The organism is Sphingobacterium deserti (assembly GCF_000757725.1).
Lineage (GTDB): Bacteria > Bacteroidota > Bacteroidia > Sphingobacteriales > Sphingobacteriaceae > Sphingobacterium > Sphingobacterium deserti.
Genome location: NZ_JJMU01000021.1, coordinates 49,672 through 72,008 on the forward strand (window position 1 = coordinate 49,672; position 22,337 = coordinate 72,008).

14 protein-coding genes are annotated in these 22,337 nt (G+C 46.2%); all 14 read right to left on the bottom strand.

What is annotated here, in order from left to right:
- Positions 1 to 9: 9 nt before the first annotated feature.
- Entirely contained in the window at positions 10 to 2,730 is a 2,721-nt protein-coding gene (locus DI53_RS05850) for a family 78 glycoside hydrolase catalytic domain (protein ID WP_037496812.1), read from the bottom strand.
- Between the two features lie 61 nt (positions 2,731 to 2,791).
- The gene (locus DI53_RS05855) at positions 2,792 to 4,264 is read right to left on the bottom strand and encodes a glycoside hydrolase family 28 protein (protein ID WP_052072119.1); all 1,473 of its coding nucleotides are present in this window, start codon (positions 4,262 to 4,264) and stop codon (positions 2,792 to 2,794) included.
- Positions 4,261 to 5,151 (bottom strand): sugar phosphate isomerase/epimerase family protein, encoded by an 891-nt coding sequence (locus tag DI53_RS05860; RefSeq protein WP_037496579.1) that lies wholly within the window; start codon positions 5,149 to 5,151, stop codon positions 4,261 to 4,263. The genes DI53_RS05855 and DI53_RS05860 overlap by 4 nt, the downstream gene beginning before the upstream one ends.
- 6 nt (positions 5,152 to 5,157) lie before the next feature.
- Entirely contained in the window at positions 5,158 to 6,543 is a 1,386-nt protein-coding gene (locus tag DI53_RS05865; RefSeq protein ID WP_037496580.1) for a DUF4974 domain-containing protein, read from the bottom strand.
- Positions 6,536 to 8,113 carry a sodium:solute symporter family protein gene (locus DI53_RS05870; protein WP_037496581.1) on the bottom strand — a complete coding sequence of 526 codons (1,578 nt, stop codon included), beginning with the start codon at positions 8,111 to 8,113 and terminating at the stop codon, positions 6,536 to 6,538. The genes DI53_RS05865 and DI53_RS05870 overlap by 8 nt, the downstream gene beginning before the upstream one ends.
- Positions 8,110 to 9,249, bottom strand: coding sequence for a four-carbon acid sugar kinase family protein (locus DI53_RS05875; protein WP_037496582.1), 1,140 nt, complete (start codon positions 9,247 to 9,249; stop codon positions 8,110 to 8,112). Before DI53_RS05875 ends, DI53_RS05870 begins: the two co-directional genes overlap by 4 nt.
- Before the next feature lie 2 nt (positions 9,250 to 9,251).
- Positions 9,252 to 10,280, bottom strand: a complete 1,029-nt coding sequence (gene pdxA, locus DI53_RS05880; RefSeq protein ID WP_037496583.1) for a 4-hydroxythreonine-4-phosphate dehydrogenase PdxA — start codon at positions 10,278 to 10,280, stop codon at positions 9,252 to 9,254.
- Positions 10,273 to 11,211 carry a dihydrodipicolinate synthase family protein gene (locus DI53_RS05885; protein WP_037496585.1) on the bottom strand — a complete coding sequence of 313 codons (939 nt, stop codon included), beginning with the start codon at positions 11,209 to 11,211 and terminating at the stop codon, positions 10,273 to 10,275. The genes pdxA and DI53_RS05885 overlap by 8 nt, the downstream gene beginning before the upstream one ends.
- Position 11,212: 1 nt before the next feature.
- The gene (locus DI53_RS05890; protein WP_037496587.1) at positions 11,213 to 12,364 is read right to left on the bottom strand and encodes an iron-containing alcohol dehydrogenase; all 1,152 of its coding nucleotides are present in this window, start codon (positions 12,362 to 12,364) and stop codon (positions 11,213 to 11,215) included.
- Between the two features lie 20 nt (positions 12,365 to 12,384).
- Entirely contained in the window at positions 12,385 to 13,536 is a 1,152-nt protein-coding gene (locus DI53_RS05895; RefSeq protein WP_037496589.1) for a sialidase family protein, read from the bottom strand.
- A 6-nt stretch (positions 13,537 to 13,542) separates the two neighbouring features.
- Positions 13,543 to 16,287, bottom strand: a complete 2,745-nt coding sequence (locus DI53_RS05900) for an alpha-L-rhamnosidase (RefSeq protein WP_037496593.1) — start codon at positions 16,285 to 16,287, stop codon at positions 13,543 to 13,545.
- Between the two features lie 12 nt (positions 16,288 to 16,299).
- Positions 16,300 to 19,068, bottom strand: coding sequence for a glycoside hydrolase family 2 (locus tag DI53_RS05905; RefSeq protein WP_037496595.1), 2,769 nt, complete (start codon positions 19,066 to 19,068; stop codon positions 16,300 to 16,302).
- Positions 19,069 to 19,080: 12 nt separating this feature from the next.
- Entirely contained in the window at positions 19,081 to 20,514 is a 1,434-nt protein-coding gene (locus DI53_RS05910; RefSeq protein WP_052072121.1) for a sialate O-acetylesterase, read from the bottom strand.
- Positions 20,514 to 22,337, bottom strand: a complete 1,824-nt coding sequence (locus DI53_RS05915; protein ID WP_037496598.1) for a sialidase family protein — start codon at positions 22,335 to 22,337, stop codon at positions 20,514 to 20,516. Before DI53_RS05915 ends, DI53_RS05910 begins: the two co-directional genes overlap by 1 nt.

A 22,337-nucleotide genomic window follows, 5' to 3' on the forward strand; every position in this document is an offset into this window, starting at 1 on the left:
ATAGGCGTCTTATTTTTTTACTGGTACAATTTCCCAAATGCCAGAACCCAATTCCAGCTCTACTGCATCGGCCGTACGTACTGTCTTAAACGTGTTAAGTGCCCTGTTATTTACCACAAATTCCGTATTAGTAGGCAGCGCAATGGTGCACAGACTATTTACTGGAATTTCCAACGTATAATTTTTATCCTCGCGCTGAAATAGCACCTTTCCATATGGGCTTTCAAAGGCCAAATTACACTGGCTGAGGGTATCAACCAGCCGTGGTGCTATACGCAAATGCTTGTAGGCAATAGAGTTTTTTTCTTGTCCTAAACCGCTCAAACCGGCATGAAACCATTCCATAAGATGGCCTAGCATAAAGTGGTTATTGGATACATTGGGGAGTGCCGCCCAGGATTCGGTGAGTGCGGTAGCGCCTTTGCGAATCTGATAGCCGTAGCCAGGCCGTGTATCATCATGGTGCATCGCGAAAATCAGGTCATCCCTATTTTCCTGTTGGAGTACCTGCAAGAGATAACGATGGCCGATGTCGCCAGCTGTGAACGATGTATCTTGCGTCACGATGTCCGCAACGAGATTTTTAAACACCACATCCCGATTGCTGCTGTCAACTAAGCCCATATAGAGCGGCATGGCTAACGACGTTTGACTTCCGGAACCGTAGCTTGCCGCCTCTGCTTTGTAAAACGTCTTTTGGAATGCGCTATACACTTCGGTTTTTAACGAATCATACCGTGCCTTTCCTTCCTCATCGCCCAGCAATGCTGCTATTTTTACCAAGACCTTTAAATCGTCGTAGTAGATCGCTGTTGCGGTAAGACCTTTCGGCGTCAATTGCGACACGCCGGGCCGTTCTGGCCCCAGATCGTACCAGTCGCTGAGCCCTTGATATAGGATATTATCTTTAGCCTTTGCCTGTAGGTAATCCGCATATTTCTGCATCATGGGATAGTTCTCCGTGAGAAACGTAATATCACCGTACCACTGGTAGGCATACCAAGCTAAGAGTATCGCGCTTGATCCCCATTCTGGTGAGTCGCGAAACATATCACCTCCCCAATCAAACTGCACATATTCCGGCGCAATTTCGGGAACTAAGCCATCTGCCGTTTGTGAAAAGCGCATGTCGCGCAATGACTTCTTAAATAAGCGAGCAACGTCATAGTTGTAATGGACCGATGGCCCCATGAGGTGGAGCTGCTCTAACCATCCCAGTTTTTCACGATGTGGGCAGTCGGTAAAGACGCTTACCATATTGCTTTTGATAGCCCAATCGATGAGCCCGTGAATTTGGTTGAATAAGCTATCCGAACTGTGAAACGCACCGATCTGCCGTGCTCCGTTACGGATATGCTGCGCCTTTATGTCGAGAATCTCAATATTTCCGTTGCGAGCTGGCCGCCGCTGCACCTGCGCATAGCGAAAACCGTAGTAGGTGAAACGTGGCCGCCACTCCACTTCGCTTTCTTTACCGAAAATATATTGGAAATAGTATGGGCTACCGGAATGCTTTTGGTTGGGAAGCCCCGCCTCGTTAAGTAGTTCGGCAGGATAAACCCGTACCGTATCGCCCGGCTTTCCTTTCATTTTTAGGGAAACGATGCCGGATGCATTCTGCCCGAAGTCGTATACATCACTTCGTCCGTTTGCATCCTTTTGCATATTTTTCCCGGGAAATTCCTGCATGACACGAACCGGCTCTATTTCTTGCGCTGTAAGGGCTGGTCCATCAACAAGCAGTGCGTTGCTCCATTGACGATCATCATAATGTGGCATAGTCCACGATGCGGGTAACACGGAAGCGTCGTAATCTTCACCACCATACATACTGGAGAAGGTGATGGGCGAGCGTGCTACTTTCCAACTTTCATCGCTCACAATAATCTCCTGCTTGCCGTCTTCGTACGTATTAACTACTTTCATTTTAAGCTTCGGTAAACCGAAGGCTACTTTATGCTTTTGAAAGCGACCTTTAATAGGAGGAATGTAATAAAATCCGTTACCTAATAATATTGCCAAGCTGTTTTTGCCCTTTTTCCATGCGTTGGTTAAGTCATAAACAACGTAGTATGCTTCTTTATCGTACTTTGTCCAGCCTGGTTGCAGAACGGCATCGTCTACGGTTTTGCCATTCAAAAGCAGCTCATAATGTCCCAAGCCGGAAACATAAGCGATAGATGATTTCAATTTTCGTGCGACCTGAACTGTTTTTCTGAATACAGGCAAATCGTAGCTTTTATCTATACGCAGCTTACTGGAACTCAGCGGCAATGGATTGATCAGCGAATCGGGTAGTATGTCCTTCGCTATCCATTTTGCCCCGCCCCAGTCTTCAGGCTTTAGTAAGCCTATGTGGAAAGACTGAACGGCACTAACCGCGGTATTTCCTTGATTATCCTGCACATGCAAGCGCACATAATAGGTACGTCCCGCGGTCAATGCAGCTCCCGCATACACGATGTGTAGCGACTGCGCTTTGGAAACCCAATCGGTATTCCATAGCAGATTTCTCCCCCCGGAAAAGTGACGATCTGTGCTTACTTCTATCTTATACGCTTTTTGCAACACATTGTGCGCATCGCTAGTTAATTGCCAACTGAAACTTGGCGAAAGTGTGTTGACGCCCAACGGATTCTCTCGGCCGGAAATTAATAGCTGTTGTATACCCAGCTTTGCATATACTGGCGAAATCTGTCCCGAAAGAAGCACTACATTAAATAGTGTCATTAAGACAATAATATTTTTTTTGCGCAGGATTCTATCTATCACCACCTTCATATTCGTACAATTAAAGCTGCTTCTTTTGGGTTAATACCACATTCTCTTGTTCCAAGCCGGATACATTCACGCTGTCTACAGCGATCACATCACAAACAAACGTACTGTTTTTGATCTGTATATCTTTCGCATCTTTCAAAGAAAGATAATTCTTACCGCGGCCATATACCCGATCAAAAGTCACCTGTTCCAGAACGGACTCGGGAATTCCTTCTACTTTTATGCAATCGCTGGATGTCCCGATGTATATATTCTTCAAGTTGATTTGAGAGAAACGTGGCGTAAGTGCGTTTTTTTCGACCTTATAATCACGACTTGCCTGATTGCCCACGTGCAGTGCCTGCCCAAGCATGTCCCAACGTAGCGCGGAGTGTACCACATCCATCCGGATATTTTCAAAACGAATTTTCTCGCCGCCGCCACCGCGTGGTCTTCTTGTTTTGAAACGAATGCCTACATCCGTTCCTGTAAACACACAGTCGTGTACGTATACCTGACGCACCATCCCGGCCGTCTCGCTACCAATAGTAAACCCGCCATGCCCCTGGGCAGATAGGCAGTACCGCACGACGATATTCTCCGAAGGACGATTGACGCGCAAGCCATCATAGCCGCGACCCGCTTTTATGGCGATACAATCATCGCCGGTATTCAACGTACAGTATTCAACCAATACGTTTTTTGAGGATTCTATATCAATTCCATCACCACGCTGTATGCCCACCGAATGAATACGAAGCCCGCGAATAACCACATTTTCACAATAGGTAGGAACGACATTCCAGAATGCTGAGCGCTCCAAACTTAACCCTTCAATCCAAACCTGTTGGCAATTGATCGGTGCAATTAGTGCCGGTGGAAATATATAATCGGCCGTTTTGCCATCGTATACTCTATCGGCAACCGGTGTATTGCTATCCACGATGTTTTCGATAACATCGTGCGTCATTGTCCTTTCGCGCACACTCCCTTTTCCAGGCCCAACTAATTTCCCTTTTCCCGTTAGCGCGATATTTTTTGCGCCATTTGCATATATACATGCGCCGAGACTATAGAGTTCGACGCCTTCATTGCGCGTAAACACCACCGGAAGAAAATCTGCCATATCTGCCTTAAATTCGAGAACAGCACCTTCTACCAAATGCAAGTTGATGTTGCTCTTTAATTCGATTCGCCCCGAAAGATAATGCCCGCTGTCGAGAACAACAGTTCCGCCACCTGCGGCGGCTAGTTGATCTATACGGCGCTGTATATCTCGCTCACCGGCGCGTACGGTATCTTGTCGCTGCGGGAACGTAGGTCGAGTAAAGGTTGCCTCGAAAAAAGGCGACTCTACCGGCTCAACATCTGCAGGAAGATGATCGGCGCCAACCTGATCCGCTTTTAGCAATGCGCGTTCCAACTGCTTTTCCAATGGAATGGATTTACAACCAAACAACAGCCCAAAGAGCAACAATATACCTATGCCTCGGACGTTTCTCATTGAAATATTTGCTTCATGTAGCGCGTGTTCGCACCAAAATTTTCCTTAACCATGCGTGGTGATAAGCTGGCATCTCGCGAACGTTCAATCACTAACCAACCTTTCCAGCCCATCTTATCTAGTGCCGACCTTACTTGTGGCATATTTAAACGGGTGTTATTTTCCAACCAAACCCCGTCTTCATCTGTACAATGGATTTGGCAGATGCGTTTCTTACCCAAAATTTTCAGTTCGCTAATTAGGTCACGTCCTTCTTTCAATGGATTGGAAAAATTGAAATAGATCTGGATATTCTTGGATCCTATCTCTTTCAATAGCTCCACCTCCCCTTTCGCATCCAAAGCTGTTTCTATACCGATGACGACACCTGCTTTCTTTGCCATTTCCCCTACTACTTTCAACCGCTCAACAATTGCTGGACGTAGCTCTGGATGTTGACGTAAATCTCCCTGAATACCCAAAGGAAGAAAAGCGACTTTAACACCCATTTGCTGGCAAGTGGTTAAGCAGTCGCCCACCATTTGTTTGTATGTGGGCCGTGTAGCAAAAGACTGTGCATAAAAGCCTGTCATAGCCAACGAGCAAATTTCCACGCCTGTTTCTTTGGATTTTGCCAAATACTCTTCGCGAGTCGCTGGATCGGCGAGCTTACTTTCGAAGGTATCTCGATTGCCGAGACCGCCCATATCGACTTCAAGACCATCGGCTCCGATTTCTTTCGAAAGTTCAAAAGCGCTTAGTTTCTGGCGTTTCAAGATCATCAAATCAATAACGGCAATCTTATAGCGATGCTTCGCTGCAGGCATCGCCCATAGGTCGTTCGCGAGCAATAAGCCAGCGCCTATCATTGCACTGTGCCGTATAAAATTTCTTCTCCCTCTATCCATATCGTTTTAGTTTTGAAATAGTTTTTCTAGGTTTTCGTATCCATGTAAAGCATTTGCAGGCAGGTTTTCCCCGTTTGCACCGAAGGTGTATAATGCTTCCTTTTTTTCAATAGTACATCCCGATTCGTCATATTCGCCCGCTTGGTTTTTCAATGTTTTATTGTTGAGATTGAAATAGCGCGCTACGAAATCGTAAACAGGCTTGCGTTTGCTGTATCCAAAATCATGGCCATCATTCGGTAGATGCACATTGGCTACATCCATTGATTTTCCGTAGTAACCGTATATTTTTTGCAAGTAGCCAAAATCGTGTTCGGGCATATGCGCTGTCCAGTCTTTTCCATCCGAGATAACCAGCTGCGGACGTGGCGCTGCAAAAGCTGCCAATTCCACATTGTTAGTACCTCCGCCACTTGCGTGAATCGGCAGCCCGCTTTCGCAAGGACAGCCACCATAAAAATAAGACGATAGTGAAACGACAGGAATGCTTAATGTGATGCGGTCATCCAATGCTGTCATTAAAACGGCATGGCTTCCGCCGCCAGACCCACCGCAGATGGCTACACGAGCAGCGTCTATCGCTTGCTCCGCGAGCATATAATCCAATAAACGGATAGCTCCTAATGTTTGCACAGTCATGGCCAAGCTTTTTCTGTGATCTTCAGATTTAAATTGCAGGAGGGATTCGCCCCAAGCAAAAAGATCATAACTAACAGCTACCGCGCCCATCTTAGCCAGCATAGCACAGCGAATTTGCGCGTCCTTGCGGTAACGATGATCGCCCCAATGTCCATCCGGACTTAATACCAGGGCACTTTTACCTTTTGCTTTCGCCGGCTTGTACATCGATCCGTTAAGGTAAACACCGGGTAGTATTTCTAGTGCAAAATTTTGGACGCTGTAACCGTCGAAGTTTCGCTTTTCCGTAAAAATTGGTTTTGACGCTGGCTTGGCGGGAAGCGGCGAGAGTTTCAGCGCTGTAAACAGCTCTGGCCGAATAGCCGCTTTTCTTTTTTCCCAACTCGCTATATCCTGATATTGCGTAGCGAGCTGATCCAGGTAATCCCATCCGTCCTTCACCTCCCAACGGTAATATTCGTACGGCTTCAGTTTATACTTTTTATCCCCCTCTTTATTGACCTTTAGGTCAAGCGGTGCCAATACATTTCGCAACGTTTCATCGACATCGCTGCGGAATCGCCACATGGCATAATTCAAATATTTATCACGCACCTGTGCTTCATCATATTTGATGGTGATGCCGTAACGCTGCTCTAGGTCGCGAAGTACTTCTACTAAAGGCTTACGGTATTGTTCATCTGAGTTTTGTTGAGCAAAGCTAAACGTAATGAACAGGCTGAACAGGGCGAAAGTGAATAGCTTTTTAAACATGGTCTATCCCTCCCTTTTGTTCTAACTTGCGGTTTGCGCGCCAACCATAAAAGTATAGGTTGGGATCGAGGTTTGGTTTTGGGTAAAACAAGCTTGCGAAATAACCGACTATGATCACAATCAAATGGCTGTAGACCCCAAGCATGAGCTTATTGTGCGTAAAGTTGAGTGTGCCAAGGTCAAGCAAAATGCGCGTCTCGCCTCCTATCTCCATTTCGGTGCTGCTTAGGAAAGCATATGCTGTGAAAAGAATACATACGATAATAGCAATGTTGACGCCTTGCTTATTGGCACGCCTGGAGAAGACTCCCAAAAGAAAGATCCCGACAATGCCGCCGGAGAATATTGCATATAATGTAAAAATAATGCCAAGGATGCTCTCGCTCCCCAACTCGATATAAATGAAGCCGATCCCCATCGAGATAAGTCCGGCAACGGCCACCATCGTGCGGCTTGCTTTGAGGTATTCGTTATCCACACGATTTGGTCGCAGCTTTTTATAGTAGTCTTCAATACCTACAGCAGCTAATGAATTTAAATCGGCACTTAAGCTGCAGATAGCGGCAGACACCATAGCTGCCAATATAAACCCGACAACGCCTACAGGCAGCTGGCTCATAATGAAATAAGGAAATACGCTATTCGGGCCAATTCCATCTGGCAAAGGCTGTTGTTGGTAATAAACGAACAATGCCGTTCCAATAAACATAAACAACGACCACACAGGAACAGTCAATAAAATCCCCATCAACGACGCACGAATGGCAGATTTATCTGATCTCGCGGTGAGATAACGCTGGATCACCGTTTGATCAGTACCATATTTTTGAATGGCGTAGAACATACCATTGATGGCCATCACCACGAAGGTCAGTCTTGTAAAATCTAGGTCGTAAGGTCCAAAGCCGGTGCGCCCATTCTCGGAGGCAATGCGCCATACTTCGGGCAAACCGCCTTGCACTGAAAAAATGATCACCAATAAACAAAGAATGCCACTGGCAAATAACATAAAACCTTGAAAAACATCCAGCCATATCACAGCCTCTATTCCACCCAGTAAGTTTACGGTAACAATAATTAAGCCTACAACGATAATAATCCAATAGGTATGGATATCGGTCATGCTTGACAAGGCTACGGCAAGTAAATACAACACGGTGCCCATACCGGAGAATTGTCTTAGCACAAAAGCGATTGAACTGTAATAGCGTGCGAAGTTACCGAAGCGTTTTTCAAAATACTCGTAAGTACTTAAGCCGATCACTTTACGATACAGTGGCACAATAAACCAAACCGTCCCTAAAAGTACGAGCGGCACCATTAATCCCTGCACCAAAAGGATCCAGTTGTGCGCATAACCTTCTGCAGGATAGCCTAAGAAGGTGACGCTACTGATCAGTGTAGCCAAAAGAGACATACCAATTGCCCAGGATGGCACTCTCCCTTTCGCCGAAAAATAAGCTTCAGTAGATTTCTGATTTTTGGCGTATTTCAACCCGAAATATAAAGTAACCAGTAAAACGGCTACGATAATACCATAATCAAAAACACTTAAAATAGGTTTATTCATTTTATGTTAGGTTTACGTTGTGGACCAAAGGCCCATAATTCTTCTGTCCACGGGTAACTTCCCGGCTTTAGCGTGATAGCAAGTTCCTTTTCCGGAACTTCGTTTCTGATCACACCGGGCGCATGTTCCGCCGTGGGTAAGAGCACATCAATGTTTAGGGCGTTAAGGACAGCTTGCGCCGTTGCTCCGCCCTCTATAATGAGCTCTTTTGGCATATCCGTTTGAAGCATAGACACGGTGTTGGCCATGCTCGTGCGGATCGTGTCCGCTCCTGCAACCAACCCGGCCTGCACCGCGAAAACGGCAATTCTATTTTTCTTGAGTAAGTTAAGCAGTTTGTCAGCGACTTCCCTTTCGCTTCCTTTTCGCCGCCAATATATCACATTTTCTTGCGATAACGCAGTTATTCTTGTAACACTTTGCTTATGATTGGATCCACATATGTACAGGATTGGTTCTTTTCGAAAATACGGCTCCTGCCCTGCTGCCATTTTACGCTCCGAGCGCTTCTGTAGCAAGGCCTCGAAAAAGGCGGCAGCGCCAGCACATAAAGCATTTTCTGGGATATGACGCGACCACTGATGTAGGTCGTCCCAAGATTTGGCCGCCGCTATAACTTGCCTGTGTGTCTTTTGCCACAGCGCAGGTTTTTGCAATACCGACCACAGGCTACTTCCCAATAAATCTAATAGATTACTGGAACGTACCGGAAATTCAGGGTCGCGAGCAAAATCTGTATCTGCGATGGGGGCTCCGGCTACAAGATATTGTTCTCCCTGGATAACCCGATCCAGATTAGGATTAACTGGGCTAAAGAATACATATTCACGCTGTAGCAAAGACTGGTAATAGGCTAACTCTTCCTTGATGTGTCCGCGCAAAGCGGAGTCAAATTTCAAGTAAACCCAATCCCATGTTTTCGTGTTCGATGCTGCGAAAATAGCTGCCCGATGAGCACGGGCATCTTCTGTTTTTAGGGATCTGGAGTTGCTGTTCAACACCAGTACGTCGGCCGTAACCGATTGGTTCAGGTGCCGCACGATCTGGCTGGATAGACCATGCCGAAGCGCGATGCCTGCTATTTCCGCGGCACCGGTCAAATCGTCTGCAATAACCAATATCGATCCCCTACTCATTGTTACTTTTTATTTGCGGCCAGTTGTACGGCTGATTCGATGGCTAAGATCATTGCATCTGCGCTAGCCACACCTTTACCCGCAATTTCAAACGCTGTTCCATGGTCTACTGAAGTACGGATGATGGGTAGCCCCATGGTGATGTTAACTCCTTTTACGCTGTCCATTTGCTTTTTCTCCGCATTCCACTTAAAGCCTGTGAGCTTAAACGGGATGTGGCCTTGGTCATGATACATGGCCACGATACCGCCGTAATGACCTGTGGCTGCTTTTGAAAATAGGGTATCGGCCGGTACGGGTCCATCCACATCATATCCTTTTTCTTTTGCAGCTATTACTGCTGGCAATATTTCTTCGTCGTCTTCGGTTCCAAACAATCCCGAGTCTCCGGCATGCGGATTTAAACCAGCTATACCGATCTTCAAATTTTGCTCGCCCAGACTAATCAAACCTTGCTGCAACAACTCAACAACTTCTAAAATCCGATCTTTCTTCACTAGATCACAGGCTTGCCGCAGGGATACGTGCGTGGAGACATGGATTACTTTCATGTTATCTTCCACGAGTAGCATTGCATATTTTTTTGTTCCGGTGTAATGGGCATAAATCTCCGTATGGCCCGCAAAATGATGGCCGGCTTCGTTGATCGACTTTTTATTAATTGGGCCAGTAACCGTAGCGTCAATAGTGCCGGCAAGCGCCAATTCGATGACCTTGGTTACTGATTCAAAAGAAGCTTTTCCTGCTTCGGCGGAAATTTCGCCAAAGGTTACTTTCGACAGATCGGTATTTTTTAGATCAAAAACATCAGCAGCGGCAGGTTCAAAAAGTGCATCTTCAACGTTGGTTATTGCATGAATCGACAGGGGAATACTGAGTTTTGTAGCTATCTGCTGAAATACGACTACATCACCGACTAAAATCGGCCGACAGATATCGCGAACACGTGCATCTAAAAGCGCTTTTAGCGCAATTTCGGGTCCGATACTTGCCGGATCACCCATGGTGATGCCTATAATAGGTTTATACATGATTGACTAAATTCAGTTTAATATTTTCATTCGTAATTAGGGCCCGGAAAGCCTCAACAAGGGCGCGCTCCTCTTCGATGGCCAACGCATATAATGGCGGCATCATAAATGGTTCGCACAATCCAAGCTGTTTCATCAACACCTTCAAAGCCCACAGCGATTCGCCTAAGGATTTATTGGATTGATAGAGGGCACCCAGTTCATCGGATTGTTTCTGCAATAGATTCGCACGATCCGCGTCTGCTCGCTCCGCGGCTTCACACATCTCGGTGTAGATTGCGGGTGCAAAGTTTCCTGAACTTGGTATAATACCATCGCTACCATGCAATAGGGAATACGCGCTTGCACCTGCCCAGCCCATGTAATGTTTAAAATCCGTTCGGTCTTTCCAAAGCTGCAACGACTGGTCTAGTCGTTCCAAGCTACGTTCCGAGTCCTTAATGGCAACAATCTTTGGATGATAGCTCAAACGATCCAAAAGATCGAGTGGAATCGACATATGTGTTGTCGCGGGGATATTATAAATGATGAGGTTGTTGGGAATGGCTTCCGCCAGATCCAAGAAGTACTTTTCCATTTGTACTTCAGAAAGCTTATAGTAGGTAGGCAAGGTTGCGGCAACATCTTCCACACCCAAGCTATACGCCAGTTGCGCAAATGCGATAGAGTCTTCCAGAATATTAGAAGAGACGCCTACATATAATTTTTTATCTTGGGGTTTGTTCGCTACTGCTGCACGTAGGTAATCTTCTTTAAAGGATGTCGATAGCGACGCTGATTCGCCCGTTGTACCCAGGATGAACGGCGTTGCCCCATTGGCATACAGATACAGGAATATACGCGCTACGGCGTCTTGATCGAGGCTAAGGTCTTCCTTCAAAGGTGCAATGACCGGTACAATGGTCTCTTTACTTTTAATTTCGTGTTTCATATTAATAGGCGGCATTAAATAGGGTTATGGCATCCTGCAGAGTGACTTCTCGCGGATTATTGATTAGTAGTCTTGTTATTTTCAGGGCGTCTTCTGCCATCTGGGGAATGGCTTCCCGAGGGATATTGACATCCCGCAAACGTGCGGGAATACCACATTCGTTGATCAGCTCTTTTACTTTCGCTATACCTGCTTTTGCGGTTTCTTCATCAGTCGATTTTCTCTCACAGCCTAGTGCGACGGCGACATCGGCATAGCGTTTTGGCGCAGCCGGATAGTTGTATTCCATGACATATGGCAATAAGAGTGCGTTGGATAATCCGTGGGCCAGGTGAAACATACTGCCTAATGGATAGGACAAAGCATGCACAGCAGCCGTATTCACGGGGCCTAAACAGAATCCACCCAACATACTTCCCATAGCGACTTCGCTACGCGCCTGTACGTTCTCGCCATTTTTAACCGCCTCCACCAAATTGGCTGCAATGAGGCGCATGCCTTCAAAGGCATACATATCGATAAAAGGCTGTGCAAATTTATTGGTGTAGGCCTCTAAACAATGCGTTAACGCGTCGAGGCCTGTGGCAGCTGTTATGGCTGCTGGCACCCCTACTGTAAGTAAAGGATCTACGTAGACCGCATCCGGCACTAAAAACGGACTGATAATTCCTTTCTTTTGGTTTTCGTCATCCACCAAGATAGCATTTGGCGATACCTCGCTACCCGTTCCTGCTGTCGTTGGAGCACAAATTAATCCGATTGTCCGGCCTTTCAGCAATCCGTTTCCTACAATTTCTTCCAGTGATTGGCTATTATTAAGCTGTGCAGCAACGAGTTTGGCTACATCCAGCACACTCCCGCCCCCAATCCCGACAACGGTGTCGGCATCGACTTGACTATATTGCTGCAAAATCGTTTTAAAGTCGGCAAATGACGGTTCTTGTTCGATTGTTGTATCCAGCACGATAGCTATATCATTTTTTTTCAAATGACTACAGAAATCCTCCAACGCTCCTAGCAAGGGTTTAATCGTCATAATGATGACGGACTTACGGCCTTCCGCAACAATATCTTCTGCAAGCTGCCCAAGCACCCCGTTTCCAAAAATGAGTTTCCCTGGAAAATTTATCTTTAATATACGCTCTGCTGACATAGTTTCTTTCGTCTTTTTTATTATTCTTCTTCGGCTTTATAGGTCTCTAATGTGGGCAATGTATAGCCCTTCACCTGAGGCCAAACGCCATTTTTTATTTTTCGTTTTTTCAGTTTTGCCGGATCAACGACAACATGTTTCATCTTTTGGCGACGCCAGGTATAGACAAAATGAAGCATACCATCCTGCGTTTGTATCACGGCGGGGTATGAGTATTGACTGATTGGCGAATCTTCCAAGATCAATACGGCATCCCAATTTTTTCCATCTTTCGAGATAGAGACATTCAATGGCGTGCGTGCCCCTTTCGGATTCTCTTTCGGTGGCAACACGTGGTTGTAGACCAACACATGTGTGCCGTTTTTCATCGTCACCGCATCGGTACCAGAATTATTATTTGGTAAGCTTGTTTTTTTTAGCGGCGACCATGTTTCTCCGTTGTCTGTTGACCATGATTCTACAATGGCCCAGTTCCGGCTACGTGCCAAGATTTGTAATCTGCCATTGCCATGATCCAACACACTTGGCTGTATGGCATTGAGATCGTCTTCCCCGCGTGCAATAGGTCCCACTTTACGCCAGGTTTTACCAAAGTCGGACGTGATTTCGAAATGTATATTCCACCCGTTTCCTTCTGTGCTAGTGGGACAGATCAAATTACCGTTGCTAAGCAACACGGGCTTATTTTTTATCGGTCCTAAATAGCCTTCCGGAAGTTTTTCCGCTGCCGACCAGGTTTTGCCACCGTCAGAAGAGCGTTTCACCATGCCCCACCATGCGGATGGCTTAGGACCAATTTTGTAGAAAAGTAGTAAGTCGCCAGCAGGAATTTGATAGAGCACAGGGTTCCATGTAGGCAGTCTGCTTCCGTCCTCTTGCACGCCATCCGCTACGGAAGCGGGCGCCGTCCACGCATTGTTTTCATAACGGCATACATAGATCTCCACATCCGGATCGCGCTCGCGCGTGCCACCAAAGAACGCATACACCAGCCCGTTCTGTGTCTCTGCTAAAGTCGCGGAGTGACAAGAAGGAAACGGCGCTTTGTTATAGATGAATTCATCTGTAACAATTCCCTTCCGCCATTTGTGAAGTGCATTTTCCTGTGCCGCAGCCATGAAAGACACGAGCAGAAGTAACATCGTTGTTATTCGTTTATCGATTATCATCATCTCTTTCTATCGTTTTATCTTAAATTCATATTCGCCCGAGCCTACCTCAAGCAATACCTTATCTTTTTGGGTTTCCACATACCTAACGCCTTCGATTTGACCAAGCTTCTTTCCGCCTTCGGTAATTGCCGTGGGAGCCGAAGCCGGGATAAACACACGAGCTTTGCTGTTTGCCGGAATTCGGATTTTCCAAAGCATCTGTCGCTTATCCATTGTCCAGGAGGAGCTAATCTCTCCACGCAAGCTTTGGTAGCTTGCATCAACGTGCGTAAGCCCCGAAATGAAGCTTGGATTCATGTGGATGGTCTCAAAAGCGTTCGTTTCCGTTTTGATACCTGCCAGGTTCTCGTAATACCAAACCAATAGGTCACCCAACATCATCACATGATTTTGCGAATTCATTTTTGGATGTGCCGTGTTCCCGTTCCATAGTTCCCAGATAGTCGTCGCACCATTCTCAATCATATACCCCCAAGAAGGGTATGTGTTTTTTGTTGCGATGCCGTAAGCTAAGTCTGCACGTCCCATTTCGGTCAACGTACGCATGATAAATTGGGTTCCTATGACGCCAGTGCTTAAGTGACCTTTGTTTTCCTTTTCGACAATGTCGACAATGCGTGCGGCTAGCTGCTGCCTATTTTCGTCATCGACAAGGTTGAAATACATCGCTAAAAGATTATCCGTTAAGGTATTTGCGCCGTAGTAGCCTTGTGCATTGTAGAAACGCGTGTTAAAATCTTTTCTAAGCTGAAGTGCTTGATCGGCATAGATTACACTGTCTTTTGCATTGTCTGTCAACACACTAAACCGTTGCATCGTATGCAATAAATGGTAATAAAAGGCAGATGATATCAGTGCGCTTGGGTATTTCTTATCCGCAATTTTGCCGCGCCCTTCTTCGATGCTGGCCGGCGGAAAACACCAATCGCCATAACTATCTTTCGTTATAATGCCATCTTTGTCTGTATACCGCAAACGCATATATTCCATCCATTTTTTCATGGCCGGATAATGTGTTTCCAAGACGCGGATATCACCCGTTTGCTGGTAAAGCATATCTGCGATGAACAGATAGGTGCCGGGCCAGCTGATGTTATCGCTGTAATAGCGCCAAAACGCAGGTGCTACGTCCGGAATGGCACCATCTTCTTTTTGCGAAAGCCGTATATCTTCCAACCACTTGCTGTAAAGCACGGTGTTGTCAAAAAGGAAGCTTTCGCCATAAGCGCTGGTAGGCCTATCGCCCAGCCAAGGTTGTCTTTCATTCCGTTGCGGACAATCGACGGGTATGCCTTTGTAGTTGGAAGCGATACCCCACCAGGCATTTTGATGGATTTGGTTTAATAGCGCATTGGATGAATGAAAAGTACCGATGTTTGCCATTTCATCATACACAAATCGGCCAACAATGTCGGCCGCCTGCAGGTTACCTGGGTATCCGTCCACTTCCACATACCGAAAACCATGATACGTAAAGCGCGGCTCCCATTCCTCTTGCTCGCCTCCCTTCAAGATATAAAGATCTGTTGCTTTGGCATCGCGCAAATTGGTGGTAAATAGTTCGCCATCTGCGGTAAGTGATTCTGCAAAACGCAGCTTGACTTCTGTTCCTTGCTTGCCACGGACACGCATTTTCACCCATCCCGAAAAGTTCTGTCCAAAATCTACAATATATTTATTAGCCGCTTTCTTCGTTACGGATACGGGCGGAATGTCCTGCATCACCTTCATATTGGCATTCAATTGTGCTTCGTAGTTGCCGCCTGGCTCTTGCACATATTCTGCCTTTAGCCAAGCTTTGTCATCAAAGCCAACGGTTGCCCAGCCCGGCATCTCTTTCCGCGCATCGTAGCTTTCACCGTCGTATTCGTTATTAGCGGTGATAGGCCCCTCTGTTGTTCCTTTCCAACTGTCGTCTGTTTTGAAAAGCTCTGTCGTACCATCGGTATAAGTCACCTTAACCTGCATTTGCAGCTTTGGAAAACCGAAGCTTTTCACTTTGTAAGGCTTCGCTTGGCGCATCGCATAGAAACGGCCATTGCCTAGTATGACGCCTATCGCGTGCGCACCCTCTTTGACAAGGGGCGTCAAATCCAGCACATTGTACTTTATATTTTTCGTGTAATCGGTCGGTGATGGCGCAAGTACCTGATCGCCCACCTTTCTACCATTTAGGTAAAGCTCATAAAGGCCTAGCCCCATGATATAGGCTGTGGCTTTCTTCACCGGCTTGCGCAATGCAAACTCTTTTCTGAAATAGCGGGCTGATAGCTGTCCGGAAGTCTTGTCATCTGTTTGCTGGTAATCATCAAAACCGATCCAACGGCCTGCCCAATCTTTGTAGTGCAACAATCCCATGCTCCATGAGGCCGGGGCAGACCACGCTGACTCGCCTTTGTTGCTGTAGATTTTTACTTTCCAATAGGCCTCCGTGCCAGAACCTAATCCTTTTCCAGCGTAATAAACGCTGATACTATTCGACGATGCAGTGTGCCCAGAATCCCACAAGTCGCCGATATTGTTATTCAGGTTTTCTATAGTGGACGCCACAAGGACATGGTATCCCGTTTGGACTACAGCGCGCTCACCCGAGGTTATCTTCCAGCTGAGACGAGGTTGCTGTACATCAATACCTTGCGGGTTAACAAGCAGTTCACAGCGCAGCTCGTCCACTTGTGTAGCGGCATGCAGGTTGCCAGAAAAGATAGCAAGTAGCAGGATTATACCATATGTCAGCACGTTCATCTTCATCAGCCCAAAGGTTTATTTGCCCGAAAAATCGAAATATAATTGCATATGCAATGCTCTTATTGGTTCCTTTTCAAAATCGTAATACACATGTTTCATACCCATGGGTCCGGTTGTTTCCGGTTTTTGGGTTTTCGTACCAATAGCAGAGATACCGTTCATAAACGAGATATCGCCAGTTGGAAAAGTAGGCTCCATATTCTTCCAGTCGGTATCTTGTTGTTCTTTTGGCGTGAACAAACGTAAGAACACATCTTCCCGATCGGTGAATACGCTAAAGGATTGCGATTTCAGCTTAAATTTTGTCCAATACATATTGGCATGGTAGCCTTTAAATTCAGGGTATTCGAAAGGCACTTCGCCGGTAGCGACATCGTTGTAGGCTTTTTCCCAAACCCCGAATCGATTGCCCTTCATCCTGTTTTTCCATACCCGATAAGGTCCCATGCCCATATATTCTACGCCCTGCATCTCCTCTTCCGGCAAATCAAAGTTAACGCCCACAAAACGGGTGAAGTAGCTTTCCGGGAAATATTGCACATGCATTTTCAATTGACCGGATGGGTAGATGGACCATTGCAAGGTGTTGTAACTTTCCTTCTTGTCGAATTTGGATTCGATAATCACGGTATCTGCCACTTGGCGCATGGTAAACGATTTGTAGTTATTTACCGCTTCTTGCAATACCGGACCGTTATGAAAAGGAATAATACCTTTCCCATTTTTAACTTCTGCTAGCAGACCATCTTTTTTGTTAAATGTATATTGTATACCATTAGCTTTCACGACAAAGGCATCGCCAGTTTCCTGTGCCTCTACTTTTGTGCCATCCCGTTTTTTCTTGGTCTCCGCAACTTTTGCAGGCAGCGTGATCGGGAAACTCCAGGTAAACAGTTCTTTTCCGTATACATCTTTCGCCGAAATATACAGCGCATCATAGCTGAACCAATCTGCGGGCAGATCAACCTGTAATGTTCCTTTCGCATAAGGTGCAATACTCGGCGCGGCAATAGCACCAGTCTTGTTGCTTTCGGTCGATCCGTCTAACTTACGAAGTTCGTAACTGAACGTACAGTCTGATGTATTGGTGAATGCGTAGCGGTTTTCGATGGTGAATGCCCCGTTAAAGACGGCGGTCATTTCACGTTTTTCAAAAAAAATCGGGCTCCACACTTCTTTGATGGTATAGAAACTACCTTCACGTTGGTAATAAGGGCCAACAATACCATCTGCTCCACGATTTCCGTCGGTATCCAAGATGCCATTTTTGTCTGTACGGACAATTCCTTGATCTTGAAAATCCCATAGGAAACCACCTGCTGAGAGCGGATTTGCCCACATGGCTTTCCAATAGTCTTCGATACCGGCGCCATGCCCGCCATCATACATGCCGTGCAAGAATTCGGTAGGCATCACAATGTTATGTCCGTGATCATAGGTGCCTATCCCATAATTGTATTCTCGGTAATGAGTGGTTTCAAAGCCGCCATACACCGCCCAAGGATAGATCAGCGGACGTTTCTGGATATCTTGTTCGAAGAAGGTGCTGTCTAGTTCCGCATTATGGCCGCCTTCATTTCCATTCGCCCAGAAAATGATGGACGGATTATTTTCGGAAACCTCGATCATCTCTTTCAAGAGTTTCTTACCGGTCGGCGTGTCGTAATGTCCGTGCCATCCGCCTAATTCATTCATCACGTATAGACCCAACGAGTCACAGACTTCCAAAAAATGGGTATCTGGTGGGTAATGCGCCATGCGAACGGCATTCATATTCATTTCCTTCATCAGAAGTACATCATGCACACTTAACTGCTTGCTTGTGGTACGGCCAGATTCTGGGTGGAAAGAGTGTCGGTTAACGCCTTTAAATTTTATCTTCTGCCCGTTGATGTAGACGCCGTCTCGCTGCCTAACTTCAACCGTGCGGAAACCGATTTTTTGATTGATGCGGTGTACTTCTTTTCCTTTGCTATAGAGCGTTACTTCTGCGCGATACAGGTTTGGAAACTCAGAAGACCACAAGGCTGGTTTTTCAAAGTTTCCTTCCAGCCAAGTTTCCGAACCGCTTGCAGATTTGCGGATTGTTTTACCGAATTTCTTACCCTGTGCATCGTATAAGGTAAGGGCTACTTCATCTGCGCTGCCTTTCGACTGCACCTTTAAACGAAGTGATCCATCTGCTTTTGCATCAACAGAAAGACGCTTTATATGATTTTGAGGTAAAATCTCTAAAAATACGGGTCTGAAAATTCCTCCGAACACCCAAAAATCGCCTTCTCTTTCAGCTGCATTGACAGACTTATTCGCAGAATGTTTGGCGACCTCGACTTCCAACAGGTTTTGTTTTCCCCATTGGATATGTTTTGAAATATCGTACGAAAATGTGTAAAAAGCGCCTTGGTGTATCGGTCCTACAGCTTTTCCATTCACTTTCACGGTGGCATCTGTCATCACCCCTTCAAACACTAGGTTAATTTGCTTATTTTTCCAAGTGCGATCAACTGAAAAGCGGTGCTTATAGCTCCCTATTTCCTTTCCTTTATCCGCTTCTTTGTTAAAGCCATAGTTGTATTTTCCAAATCCTTGGAGCTCCCAGTTGGACGGTACCGGAATTTTCGTCCATTCCCCGGCTTTCATGCCTTCGGAAACTTTAAAATCCCAAAGGATGCCGTCATCTTTTCCCTTTCCGGAAAGGTATTGCTTGATTGACTCTTGGGCCATGGTTTGGCCTGTCAGGGCAAAGAGCAAGGTAAACAGGAAAATGTTGGAATAAAACTTCATGTGCGGCATTCGTTAATTGAGTTTAATGTTTTTAAATGGATTATCGGTGCGAAATGGTAGTGCAGGGATACCGGCAGCATTCACCAGGTTGGGTTGCGCGGCTTCGTCCCAGGCGAAGCGTACACTTTTTATCGGGCCACTTGTTTGTTGTTCGATTTGTACGGTTCGACCGACAATCTTTGCTGGCGCGGAAACGTACTGCCCATTGGTAGTTGCGACTTCGAAACCTGTAATCGGCTTCCCGTCGGCAGCTTGTAAACCATCGGCATGCTGGAAATGAATGATTATTTTATGGTCTTTGTATTGCACTTTTGACAGCGTAGGGCCGTCAGCTACGACGTCTAAACCATACGTTTTGTTTAAGGCTTGCCAGGCCAAGCGCTTGCCTACGTCCCATTTATTAATCGGGTGCAGATCTTTCACATCATCTACAAGATCGGTGGTCACGATGCGGCCTGTATTGGGAAGTTTCAACAAAAGATCTTGTGCTTCGCGGAATTCCGGGAGTATGGTGCGGGCCATCCGCTCCGCTCCTTTTTCATCTACGGAATAGTTAAATGGCGCTATCTGCGTGAAATAAAATGGCAATTTTCTATTTTTCCATTGCTTTCTCCAGCTTTGGATAAGGGTTTTAAACTTATGGGTGTACTCGATGTTTTCTTTCAAAAAAACATTGGTCTCGCCTTGGTACCAAAGTATACCCTTTAGCGTATAGGGCGCCAAAGGAGCAATCATTGATGTAAAGAACTTGCCCGGATCTCCGGCGATCTTTTTGTTAGCAAAATAAGGTTCTTCGGCAAATGCTTGCTCGGAAATCCAAGGCTCGATACGGCTGCCACTTACTGCGGATGAGATTATTCCCACCGGAACGCCTAGCTTCTCCTGCAAGGTTTTAGCAAAAAAATAACCCGGTGCTGAAAACTGCCTTAGCGCAGAATCTTGCGCTATGCTCCAACCGGCATAACTGCTATCTGGCTTTTCTAAAAATTTACGTCGTACTAAGAACAGGCGGATATTAGGATTATTAGCTTCATTCACAGCATCCTTTGGAAAATTACTCCTCTGCTCCGCTGCTGCTATTTTCTGTAATTTCCGCATCTGGAACTCCATATTGGACTGGCCCGAACAAAGCCATACTTCGCCAATCAAAACATCGTTCAATAGGATGGTATTCTCGCCGCGAATTTCCAAGGTTTGTCCCTTTGCATTCGCGCGCATGGGTGAAAGCAGCACCTGCCATTTCCCGTTCGCATCGGCGCGGCCTTTCTTGTTTTGATCGTTAAACCGAACCTGCACTTCTTCGCCTGGCTTTGCATTACCGAAGATGGCGACAGGTTGTTTCTGTTGCAGCACCATATGATGCGCAAAAATATTCGGAAGCACAACAGATGCCTGGGTTGAAAACCACAGGCATACCGTAACGATCGCTGCTCCTAGTCCTTTCATTAGTTCAATTTTTCTGCAGTCAACGATAGAATGCCGTAAGCTGCTTCGTTCACGGCTTTACCTGCATCCTTCACATCAAAATCCTGATCTGTCGGGGTATCTGCATCTGGGTAACGTCTTACTTCACCTGTACGAAATGATACTTTGCTGATGTTAGCTACGGGTTGAAAAAACAGTCTTGTACCCTTATCCACGCCATTAATCCATAGTTGGAAAGATCGCGTAGTGACGTCTACCAATAGACGAATGTCATATACCTCATCTGCTTTATAGGCTTGCACGCCGGCATTTCTATAGCCCGCTTTATTTTTAATCTGTCCGTCCCTGTCGAAGATCAGGCGACAAGCCGCTTGCCCCTTATCGTCGGTTAGCTCAATTTCGAGCGTACCACGATCGGTCTGTTTTGGGGACACCTTAAATTCGATATTGGTCTTCTTCGCGGACGCTATAACGCGATCTGCCTTTGCATAGTCATAAGGATCTTTATCGCGTAGTACCAGTGCATTGCTTTCTACTTTTGCAGTTGCCCAAAGCGGGCTATAGATGTTCCATTTTTGGTAAGCTGCTGTTGCTTCTTGCGCAAAATCATCCTTTACAGCACCCTGAACTTTAGCGACAACCGGCACGGGCACTTTAGCCACCCACATGTCTTCTTTATTCATGCTGTAGGTTAACCACATATCCGATCCCGGAGGCGTACCATTTTCTTCCTGAATACCCCGCACATATTGCGGTCCGTATGATTTATAGTTGCCACCATAGCGCATGGTGCTAATTTCACCATTCACCAATAGCAGGTCTGTGTATCGTAAGCCGTCGTCACTGGTAGACACCGCTAATGGCCAACGAAATTCGGAAGGATTGTATACCGTTGCATAACGGTTATCAGCTGTTTTCTGCCCCCAGATTTTGGCATTGCTATTGACGAAACCGGGTGCACGTAATGGCGTATACGTCCAGCTCTTTCCATTGTCATTGCTGATTGATGTCAGGGCGTGTTTCCAAAAGCCTGCAACACGGCCGTCTGGCAAATGGTAGTAAGCGAATGCTTTGATCGGTCTGTTATAAGGCACCAATGGATCATTGCGATCGGCTTCCTCTACCCACTGCTGCATCATCAACGGTTTTTCCATGAGCTCTTTACAGGCTGCGACAAAGGCTTTATCCTTGCTTTTGGTATAGAAAGGATATTTTGCCAGCTTTTGGTTGAAAGAACTATTAAATCGTATGAAATAGATTGGTCCAAAGGAACCGTCTTTATTAATTTCGCGCACAACACGGCCAATGCCGTTCCCGTCGTTGGGATCATCCTTGGCATCTAAAGCCACGCCGTAGTACCCAATGGTTAGCAGCTTCCCGTTTTTAGCGGTGTAGAAGCCCATCCGTTGGTGCATAATGGCGTATAGGTCTTTTCCGGCTTTATCATCCCGCCCGGGTTTGGTGAAACCTTCCGGAACTAGATAGGGCGGAAAAAGCTCCTGCGGTTTCGACCACGAATAGCCATCTTTCGACGTTAAAAGCAGTGTCTTTCCTTCCGCAATATGCTCGCCTATTGGGTTGCTTAAAAATTGTAAATAATAGTTGTTGTTCCAATATGCTAAAAAGGGTTGGTGGTTGTAGGTAAACCCATGTCCGCCAGCCAGATCTGGAAACTCACGGTTTGCACGAAACACCTGAATGTTGTGTGTGCCAACAGCAGGCGTCAGTTGTCCGTGGTGGTAATCTACGTTCGATAGTGTTTCGCCGACATATTTTACTGTATCCTGCGCCATCGCGCATGATGTAGCACACAGCATGGCCAACCCTACTATTTTCAATTTCAT

Excerpts from the sequence above, each read along its gene's own strand:
- DI53_RS05850 (WP_037496812.1), bottom strand. The coding sequence starts at position 2,730 with ATGACACTATTTAATGTAGTGCTTCTTTCGGGACAGATTTCGCCAGTA.
- DI53_RS05855 (WP_052072119.1), bottom strand. The coding sequence starts at position 4,264 with ATGAGAAACGTCCGAGGCATAGGTATATTGTTGCTCTTTGGGCTGTTG.
- DI53_RS05860 (WP_037496579.1), bottom strand. The coding sequence starts at position 5,151 with ATGGATAGAGGGAGAAGAAATTTTATACGGCACAGTGCAATGATAGGC.
- DI53_RS05865 (WP_037496580.1), bottom strand. The coding sequence starts at position 6,543 with ATGTTTAAAAAGCTATTCACTTTCGCCCTGTTCAGCCTGTTCATTACG.
- DI53_RS05870 (WP_037496581.1), bottom strand. The coding sequence starts at position 8,113 with ATGAATAAACCTATTTTAAGTGTTTTTGATTATGGTATTATCGTAGCC.
- DI53_RS05875 (WP_037496582.1), bottom strand. The coding sequence starts at position 9,249 with ATGAGTAGGGGATCGATATTGGTTATTGCAGACGATTTGACCGGTGCC.
- pdxA (WP_037496583.1), bottom strand. The coding sequence starts at position 10,280 with ATGTATAAACCTATTATAGGCATCACCATGGGTGATCCGGCAAGTATC.
- DI53_RS05885 (WP_037496585.1), bottom strand. The coding sequence starts at position 11,211 with ATGAAACACGAAATTAAAAGTAAAGAGACCATTGTACCGGTCATTGCA.
- DI53_RS05890 (WP_037496587.1), bottom strand. The coding sequence starts at position 12,364 with ATGTCAGCAGAGCGTATATTAAAGATAAATTTTCCAGGGAAACTCATT.
- DI53_RS05895 (WP_037496589.1), bottom strand. The coding sequence starts at position 13,536 with ATGATGATAATCGATAAACGAATAACAACGATGTTACTTCTGCTCGTG.
- DI53_RS05900 (WP_037496593.1), bottom strand. The coding sequence starts at position 16,287 with ATGAAGATGAACGTGCTGACATATGGTATAATCCTGCTACTTGCTATC.
- DI53_RS05905 (WP_037496595.1), bottom strand. The coding sequence starts at position 19,068 with ATGAAGTTTTATTCCAACATTTTCCTGTTTACCTTGCTCTTTGCCCTG.
- DI53_RS05910 (WP_052072121.1), bottom strand. The coding sequence starts at position 20,514 with ATGAAAGGACTAGGAGCAGCGATCGTTACGGTATGCCTGTGGTTTTCA.
- DI53_RS05915 (WP_037496598.1), bottom strand. The coding sequence starts at position 22,337 with ATGAAATTGAAAATAGTAGGGTTGGCCATGCTGTGTGCTACATCATGC.